Origin of the sequence: Pacificibacter sp. (genome assembly GCF_039769035.1) — a bacterium.
Lineage (GTDB): Bacteria > Pseudomonadota > Alphaproteobacteria > Rhodobacterales > Rhodobacteraceae > Celeribacter.
Window position 1 is genome coordinate 1 of the sequence record NZ_JBDMZG010000188.1, and the last position, 8190, is coordinate 8190.

The 8190-nt window shown below is 55.5% G+C and carries 8 protein-coding genes; all 8 read left to right on the plus strand.

Annotated features, from left to right (window positions below; translation table 11 throughout):
• The coding region (locus tag ABF287_RS15265) for a dihydroxy-acid dehydratase (RefSeq protein ID WP_347185856.1) at positions 1 to 494 on the plus strand (494 nt) is incomplete at its 5' end.
• Positions 495 to 513: 19 nt separating this feature from the next.
• Positions 514 to 1446, plus strand: coding sequence for a Gfo/Idh/MocA family oxidoreductase (locus ABF287_RS15270; RefSeq protein ID WP_347185857.1), 933 nt, complete (start codon positions 514 to 516; stop codon positions 1444 to 1446).
• A gap of 123 nt (positions 1447 to 1569) precedes the next feature.
• Positions 1570 to 2550, plus strand: coding sequence for an NAD(P)-dependent oxidoreductase (locus ABF287_RS15275; protein WP_347185858.1), 981 nt, complete (start codon positions 1570 to 1572; stop codon positions 2548 to 2550).
• Between the two features lie 9 nt (positions 2551 to 2559).
• Positions 2560 to 4254 carry an adenine deaminase gene (gene ade / locus ABF287_RS15280; protein ID WP_347185859.1) on the plus strand — a complete coding sequence of 565 codons (1695 nt, stop codon included), beginning with the start codon at positions 2560 to 2562 and terminating at the stop codon, positions 4252 to 4254.
• Positions 4255 to 4327: 73 nt separating this feature from the next.
• Complete coding sequence (gene dusA / locus ABF287_RS15285; RefSeq protein ID WP_347185863.1) at positions 4328 to 5320, plus strand: tRNA dihydrouridine(20/20a) synthase DusA; 993 nt, start codon at positions 4328 to 4330, stop codon at positions 5318 to 5320.
• Positions 5321 to 5583: 263 nt separating this feature from the next.
• Positions 5584 to 6243, plus strand: a complete 660-nt coding sequence (locus ABF287_RS15290) for a hypothetical protein (protein WP_347185860.1) — start codon at positions 5584 to 5586, stop codon at positions 6241 to 6243.
• Positions 6244 to 6377: 134 nt separating this feature from the next.
• Entirely contained in the window at positions 6378 to 7709 is a 1332-nt protein-coding gene (locus ABF287_RS15295; protein WP_347185861.1) for a PQQ-binding-like beta-propeller repeat protein, read from the plus strand.
• 91 nt (positions 7710 to 7800) lie between these two features.
• The coding region (locus ABF287_RS15300) for a GTPase (RefSeq protein WP_347185862.1) at positions 7801 to 8190 on the plus strand (390 nt) is incomplete at its 3' end.

Sequence of the window (8190 nt, forward strand, 5' to 3'; positions counted from 1 at the left end):
AAGACATCGACGACTACAAAGCCAAAATCAACGATGACGCTTTGGACATTGATGAGACCTGCGTCATGGTGATGAAAAACTGTGGTCCAAAAGGCTATCCCGGCATGGCTGAGGTCGGCAATATGGGCTTGCCGCCCAAGGTTTTGAAAAAGGGCATCACCGATATGGTGCGTATTTCAGATGCGCGCATGTCTGGCACGGCTTACGGCACGGTTGTCTTGCACACCTCGCCTGAGGCTGCAGCAGGCGGACCTTTGGCTGTCGTGCAAAACGGCGATATGATCGAGTTGGATGTGGAAAACCGCGTGCTGCGTTTGGATATTTCCGATGCAGAATTGGCCGAGCGCTTGGCTGCTTGGAAACCGCTTGGCGATGCGCCAACTTCTGGCTACGCCTTCTTGCACAACGCTCATGTTGAGGGCGCTGACACCGGTGCGGATCTTGATTTCCTCAAAGGCTGTCGCGGCAATGACGTTGGCAAAGACAGCCATTAAAACAGAGTAGGGACTGACTATGCCACGTAAAATCGCCTTGGTCGGTGTCGGCAAGATCGCCATTGACCAACATATCCCTGCGTTGAATGCCTCAAGCGATTGGGAACTCGCCGCTGCTGTGTCTCGCAACACTGTTGTCGATGGTATTCCCAATTACACCTCGATGGATGAGATGCTCAAAGCGCATCCTGAGGTCGAAGTTGTATCTTTGTGCATGCCGCCGGTTCCACGGTTTGAATACGCCCGCGCGGCTCTGAAAGCTGGGCGTCATGTGATGCTGGAAAAACCACCAGGGGCGACCTTGTCCGAGGTGCATACTCTGGCGGAGCTGGCCGATGATGCAGGTTTGACGCTTTACGCCACATGGCATTCACGCGAAGCGGCTTTTGTGAAGGCGGCCAAGGCGTGGCTCGCAGGTAAAACCGTTGAGAGCTTTACGGTGACATGGCATGAAAGCGTGCGCAAATGGCACCCCGGTCAAGATTGGGTGTTTGAAGCAGGCGGAATGGGTATTTTCGACCCTGGTATCAACGCCTTGTCTATCGTGACAGAGATCTTGCCAGACGCGATTCACTTGAAATCTGCCACGCTGGATTTCCCTGAAAACTGCGATACGCCGATCGCTGCTCAGCTTGATTTCTATCACCCTCATGGCGGCGCTGTGACGGCGGATATGAATTGGGATCACGAAGGCGATGATATTTGGCAGATCGAGGCCGTGACCGACCAAGGCGTGATGACGCTGAAAAACGGTGGCGGATTGCTATTGATTGATGGGGTGATTCAAGCGGGGGCCGAAGACGGCCTGACCGGTGAATACCCCAATCTCTATGCCAATATGTCTGACCTTGTGGCGGATGAAAAATCAGACGTCGATTTGCGCCCGATGTTGCATGTTTCGGATGCTTTGACACTGGGTAAACGCAATTTTGTCAAAGCCTTCAATTGGTAGGTCTGTTGATGTAAATTGAGTTTTCTAATCGATTGAAAGGGGGCGTTTTTCCAAGCGCCCCCTTGTCTTTTGCGGCGAGGTTCTAGATCACTTTATAAACGCGCAGCAAAAGAGACGGCCCCTATGAAATTTTTCCCGATGTTCCTCCGCATGGCTGACCGTGATGTGATCATCGTTGGTGGTGGTGAAACGGCTGCGCAAAAAGCGCGGTTGATGTTGAAATCTGAGGCGCGCATCACTTTCGTTGCGCCGGATTTGGACGAAGAATTACAAGCATTGGTCGATGAAGGCCGTGCACAGCACGAACGCGGCCCCATCACGCCCGAGACGTTCAAAGGCGCAGCATTGGTGTTTGTCGGTTCCGGTTGTCCGGGGCTTGACGCGTCAATCCACGCGTTGGTGCGCACGTCGGGCGCTTTGGTCAATGTGGTGGATCAGCCGGATCTATGTGAGGCCAATACGCCAAGTCTTGTGGACCGTGACCCTTTGGTGGTGGCCATTGGCACAGAAGGCGCGGCCCCAGTGTTGGCACGGCAGGTCAAAACCCATTTGGAACAAGTGCTTGAACCTAAACTTGGCGATCTCGTGGCGCTTGCTGGGCGTTTGCGCGGAGCGGCTGCACAGCATGTCCACAAAGACAAACGCCGCGCCTTTTGGCGCTGGGTTTGGGCAGATAAGCCCCGCCAATTGCATGCCCGTGGCGCCGAACGCGAGGCGGCAGAACTGATCAAAACCGCCATCCAAAATGGCGGTGCGCCGGATGATGCAGGGCAGGGGCAGATCACGGTGATCAGCGTAGGGGCGGCGGACCCCGATTTGATGACCCTACGCGCAGTGCAGCGGATGCAAGAGGCGGATTTGATCATCGCCGCCGAGCCTGCTTTTGCGCCGATTTTCGAGCTGGCGCGGCGCGATGCGGATCGTATTGTAGTGGGCAAGGACCACGGCACCAGCGATTGGATGCTGTCAGATCAGCGCAAAGCTGCGATTGCAGAGCTTGAAGATGGCGCGCGCGTTGTATGGCTTGTTCCTGCACGCGAAGCAGAACGCGCCGCGTTCGGGCTGCCGCAAGACGTTGAAACCATTCCTGCCGTGATGTCATAGGAGACGCCGATGTCCGATCTTGAAACCCGTATTGCCCAAGCCAAAGGCGACGAGATTGCCGACATCGTGCTTAAAGGTGGGCGCATTTTCGATCTGATGACAGGGGAATTGATTGAAGGCGATGTGGCGATTTGCGGCGACCGTATTGCTGGCGTTTTTGAAAGCTATACAGGCAAGCAAGAGATTGATGTTTCAGGACAAATCCTTGTGCCAGGCTTCATTGATACGCATTTGCATATCGAAAGTTCTTTAGTGACGCCGTTCGAATTCGACCGCTGCGTCACGCCGCGTGGGGTAACGACGGCGATTTGTGACCCGCATGAGATTGCCAATGTGATTGGTCTCGATGGGATTAAGTACTTTCAACAGGCTTCCGAGCACACGTTGATGGATATCCGCGTGCAGCTGTCCTCTTGTGTGCCTTCGACCCATATGGAAACCGCAGGGGCGGAATTGCTGGCTGAGGATTTGCAGCAGGTCATGGGGCATAAGTCTTCCATCGGCCTGGCCGAGTTCATGAATTACCCCGGTGTGATGTTCCGTGATCCCCAAGCCATGGCCAAGATCAAGCTGTTCGAAGATCAGCACATCGATGGTCATTGCCCGCAATTATCAGGCCGCGATTTGAACGCCTATATCGCCGCGGGCATACGCACGGAACATGAGGCGACGACTTACGCAGAGGCGCAGGAAAAGCTGCGCAAGGGTATGCGAGTGCTCATTCGCGAGGGGTCCGTGTCCAAGGATCTGCACGCGCTTCAACCGCTTTTGACCGATATCACCTCGGCCTATATGTGCCTGTGTACCGATGATCGCAATCCTTTGGACATCGGCGAGCACGGACATTTGGATTACATGATCCGCACGCTGATTGCGCTTGGCTGTTCGCCTTTGTCTGTCTACCGCGCGGCAAGTCTGTCGGCGGCTGAGGCCTTTGGATTGAAAGATCGCGGCATGATCGCGCCGAGCAAACGGGCAGATATTGTGGTGATAGATTCATTGGAAAAGTGTAATTCTTCCAAAGTGTTCTGTGGTGGTGTTGAAGTTACAGATGAGGCATTTGAGGCCCGTACAGAGATTGCGCCAGTCGCGCGAAATTCTGTGAAAGCACCACATGTGAGCGCGCAAAGTTTTCGCTCGACAGGCAACCGCGAAGAGACCGATGTAATCGGTATTCTTGAAGGCAAGATCATCACGGAACACTTGCATGAGGTGATCCCCATTGAGGACGGCGACAAAAAGCCCGATCCCAAACGCGACCTGACACGGATCACCGTGATTGAGCGGCACGGCAAAAACGGCAATATCGCCAGCGGCTTTGTCAAAGGCTTTGGTCTGCAAGCGGGGGCAATTGCCTCGACCGTTTGTCATGATCACCACAACATCGCTTGCGTCGGCGTGGATTACGACGACATGGCGCTGGCCGCCAATCGCATGAGCGAGATTGAGGGCGGGTTTGTTGTCGCCTCTGGTGGCAAAATCTTGGCTGAACTGGCACTGCCTGTGGCCGGCCTAATGAGCCTTGAGCCGTTTGAAGTGGTGCGTGACAAATTGGTTGATCTGCGCGCAGCTGCGAAAACCCTTGGCGTGACGCTGGAAGAGCCATTCTTGCAATTGGCGTTTTTGGCGCTGCCTGTGATCCCTGCGTTGAAAATCACCGATCGCGGCATGGTGGACGTCCATAAATTTGAAATCATCGGTTAAGGTCTGTGCACCGGCTTGACGGCGCGGCTTGCTCGGGTCAAAAGGCGACGCTTCTAAGGATGTGAACGACACAATGACGTCAAAGCCCGATCTTAACACCGCCGCAAAGCTCTCTGTCGCGCCTATGATGGAGTGGACGGATCGCCATTGTCGGTATTTTCACCGGCTGATGTCGCACCATGCGCTGTTGTACACGGAAATGGTAACTGCACCTGCGCTGGTACGCGGTGGAGCGCGGCATTTGTTGGCGTTTTCGGAACAAGAACACCCCGTTGCGGTGCAGCTTGGTGGGTCAGATGCTGCTGAGTTGGCTGAAGCCACAAAGATGTGTGTGGACGAGGGCTATGACGAGGTGAACCTGAATGTTGGCTGTCCGTCGGATCGTGTGCAGTCTGGCGCATTTGGGGCTATTTTGATGAAGTCGCCGGATTTGGTGGCTGACTGCGTGCAAGCGATGATGGCGGCTGCAAATGTTGAGGTGACCGTTAAGTGCCGTATCGGTGTGGATGATCAAGACCCCACTGAGGTGTTGCCTGCGTTTTTGGAGAAAATGCAAAGTGCTGGTGTTAAGCGCCTGACAATCCATGCGCGCAAAGCATGGTTGCAAGGCCTTTCGCCCAAGGAAAACCGCGACATTCCGCCATTGGACTATGATTTGGTGCATGCGATGAAAGTAGCGTTTCCCGATTTGCATCTGTCGATCAACGGCGGGATTGCCACCGAAGATGCGATGCGCGCGCAGCTTGAAGTTATGGATGGCGTCATGGTGGGGCGTGCGGCGTACCATCAACCTTATGATATTTTGGGGCGTGCGGATCAGTTGATCTATGATGATCCTCGCGACGTCTTGAGCCGCGCTGACGTTGTTTTGGCGATGGAAGACTATATCGGGCGTCATGTGGCGGCTGGCGGGAAGCTGGCGCAAATCACGCGGCACATGCTGGGCGTCTTCGCTGGTCAACCTGGCGCGCGCCGCTGGAAACGCATTTTGTCGGAGGGGGCCTATAAAGAGGGGGCCGACTTCAAACTGGTGCGCGAGGCTTTGTCTGCTGTCGCAAGCGTTTAGGGCACGGTGGGCTGAGGCGTAGTCGCCCCGACTGTTTATGTCATATGTTGAGATCATTTCCCCTGTCAGAAGGTATTCAGCGCCCGCGGTGCGCCGATGACGGGCGCTTTTTCGCGCTTCGCGTTGTTCATATGCCCCCAAAGGCTTACATGCTCTTGGCAAGGCTTCGTGGTTCGGGGTAAGAGTGACGCCAACACGAAACGCATGTGCGTGACCACAGCCGTGGCACGCAGTGAAAAGATCAAATCGACCCGGGGGCAAATGTGAGCAATACAGACAGTTTCATCGACGAAGTGACCGAAGAGGTCCAGCGCGACAAACTCTATGCCGTTTTGCGCAAATACGGCTGGATCGGCATTGTTGCTGTGGTCGGTATTGTGGGCGGTGCTGCCTACAATGAATGGTCGAAATCCAAAGCCGAAGCGGCGGCGCAAGCCAATGGTGATGCGATCACGGCGGCTTTGACAAGTGCTGACGATGACGCTGCTGCACGCGCTGAAGCACTGGGCGCTGCTGGCATTACAGGCGCTGCACGGATCGTGTCCGACATGGTGCGCGCTGGTGAACTGCACGCCGCAGGCGACACCACTGGCGCGATTGCTGCACTTGCGCCGTATACTGTCGATGCAACGCTTGATGCGATTTACCGTGATCTTGCAGTGTTGAAGACGACGATGATTGGGGCTGATGAAATCGCGCCTGAAGATCGTATAGCACAGTTGGCGGGCATCGCATCGCCTGGTGCGCCGTACCGGTTGTTGGCCGAAGAACAGATCGCCACAGCACAGGTTGAGCTTGGCGATGTTGAGGCAGCCGTATCTGGGTTCCGTGCCATTTCTCAAGATGTTGAGGCCACAGAGGCGCTTCGCCGCCGAAGCTTGCAAATGATTGTTGCGCTTGGGGCCGATCCAACCGCAGAATAAGCTGACACATGCGACTTGGGGTTCAGGGTGTTATGCTGAACTGATGATGTCTTGGCACTTATGATGGTTTGGGCGTTTATGACGCTGGTTTGAACAGGCCCAAGGCAAATGATTTTAGACGAGGGGATCAGCGTATGATCGCACAGGCAGGTAAAGCAGGACTAGTGGTTTTGGCATTGGGTCTATCGGCGTGCTCTGGCAACAGAGACGTGATTTTGCCTGGCGAACGGCTTGATCTGAGAGACGGTCTGGCTGTGCAAGTTGTGCGCACCGAGGTTGGCCCAAATCAAACGGCCGCGATTTCACTCGGAGCACCCGTGACCCGCGCAAGCTGGACCCAAATTGGTGGGTCTGCATCACATGCTTCTGGGCACAACGCGTTTACGACTGCAACGCCAACCGTCGCTTGGGCGATGCCAATTGGTCAGGGCAACACACGCAAATTGCGTATGACCTCTGCGCCTGTGGCTGCAAATGGAATGGTCGCTGCGTTTGACGCTGGATCAAACGTGACGGTCGTATCTGCTGCAACTGGCGCTGTGTTATGGACCCACGATGTGACACCTGCAAGCGAACGGCGCGGCGATGCGTCTGGTGGCACTTTGGTTATTTCTGGAACCACGTTGTTGGCAGCGACGGCTTACGGAGATGTGATTGCCTTTGATCTTGCCACAGGACAACAGCTTTGGACCCAGCGCATCGATGCGGCTGGTTCTGCTGGTCTGTCTACGCATCAGGGGCTTGTCTATGTCGTCGGAGGCGATGCGCGCCTGTCGGTGCTGGATCTGTCGACTGGCCGGATTAAATGGCAAGTTTCGGGCCCTGAAACCATAGAATCACGCGTTGGTGCACCTGCACCAGCAGTGAACAACCGTTTGGCAGTGGTGCCATTTGCGTCTGGCGACGTCTATGGTCTGTTCCGCAAAGGTGGCACGCGTCTTTGGTCTGCATCCTTGGCGGGTCAGCGTAAAGGCATTGTCTACGCCAACGCTTCAGATATTTCTGCCGATCCTGTGATAGTTGGCAATACGGCCTACATGGGCAACCAGTCGGGGCGTTTCGCGGCCTTTGATTTGGACACTGGCGAAAGACGCTGGACCGCGCGCGATGGGGCCTATAGCCCAGCGGCGGTTGTTGGCGGTTCCGTCTTTATCATTTCTGATCGCGCTGAGTTGGTGCGGATGTCAGCCACGTCGGGCGACCGCATTTGGGGACAACAACTTCCATTGTTTGTCGCTGAAAAAGTCAAACGCCGCAAAGATGTCTTTGCACACTATGGTCCGGTGGTTGCCGGTGGCAAACTCTGGGTGGCATCCTCTGACGGATCGTTGCGCGGCTTTGCGCCCGAAAGCGGGGCCTTGGTGACGCAGGTCACATTGCCAGCAGGGGCTGCGGCAGATCCGATCGTTGTGGGTGGTGTCATGTATGTTTTGCTCGAAAACGGCACATTGGCAGCGTTGAAATAAACCCTGATTTTGGCGCTATGAGCTTTGCCCCTTTACCCCAACGGCGCTTTGGGTGTATCGGAGCGACTTGATATGAAAAGCGGGATCACCCATGAGTTTTACACTTGCAATTGTTGGCCGTCCGAATGTGGGCAAATCGACCCTGTTCAACCGTTTGGTTGGGCGTCGTTTGGCCTTGGTTGATGACCAACCTGGCGTGACACGTGATCTGCGCGAAGGCGAGGCCAAGCTGCAAGGCTTGCCGTTCACTGTGATTGATACAGCCGGTTTGGAAGAAGCCACCGACGAAAGCCTGCAAGGCCGTATGCGGGCGCTCACCGAACGGGCTGTTGGCATGGCGGATGTCTGCTTGTTTCTTGTCGATGGCCGCACTGGTATTTTGCCGGCGGATGAAGTGTTCGCTGACATCCTGCGTCGCAAATCCGCGCGGGTGATCTTGGGTGTGAACAAAGCCGAAGGCCACGCGGGCGAATCTGGGTTC

Bases quoted from the DNA above. Each gene is read 5' to 3' on its own strand.
- ABF287_RS15270 (WP_347185857.1), top strand. From the start codon at position 514: ATGCCACGTAAAATCGCCTTGGTCGGTGTCGGCAAGATCGCCATTGAC.
- ABF287_RS15275 (WP_347185858.1), top strand. From the start codon at position 1,570: ATGAAATTTTTCCCGATGTTCCTCCGCATGGCTGACCGTGATGTGATC.
- ade (WP_347185859.1), top strand. From the start codon at position 2,560: ATGTCCGATCTTGAAACCCGTATTGCCCAAGCCAAAGGCGACGAGATT.
- dusA (WP_347185863.1), top strand. From the start codon at position 4,328: ATGACGTCAAAGCCCGATCTTAACACCGCCGCAAAGCTCTCTGTCGCG.
- ABF287_RS15295 (WP_347185861.1), top strand. From the start codon at position 6,378: ATGATCGCACAGGCAGGTAAAGCAGGACTAGTGGTTTTGGCATTGGGT.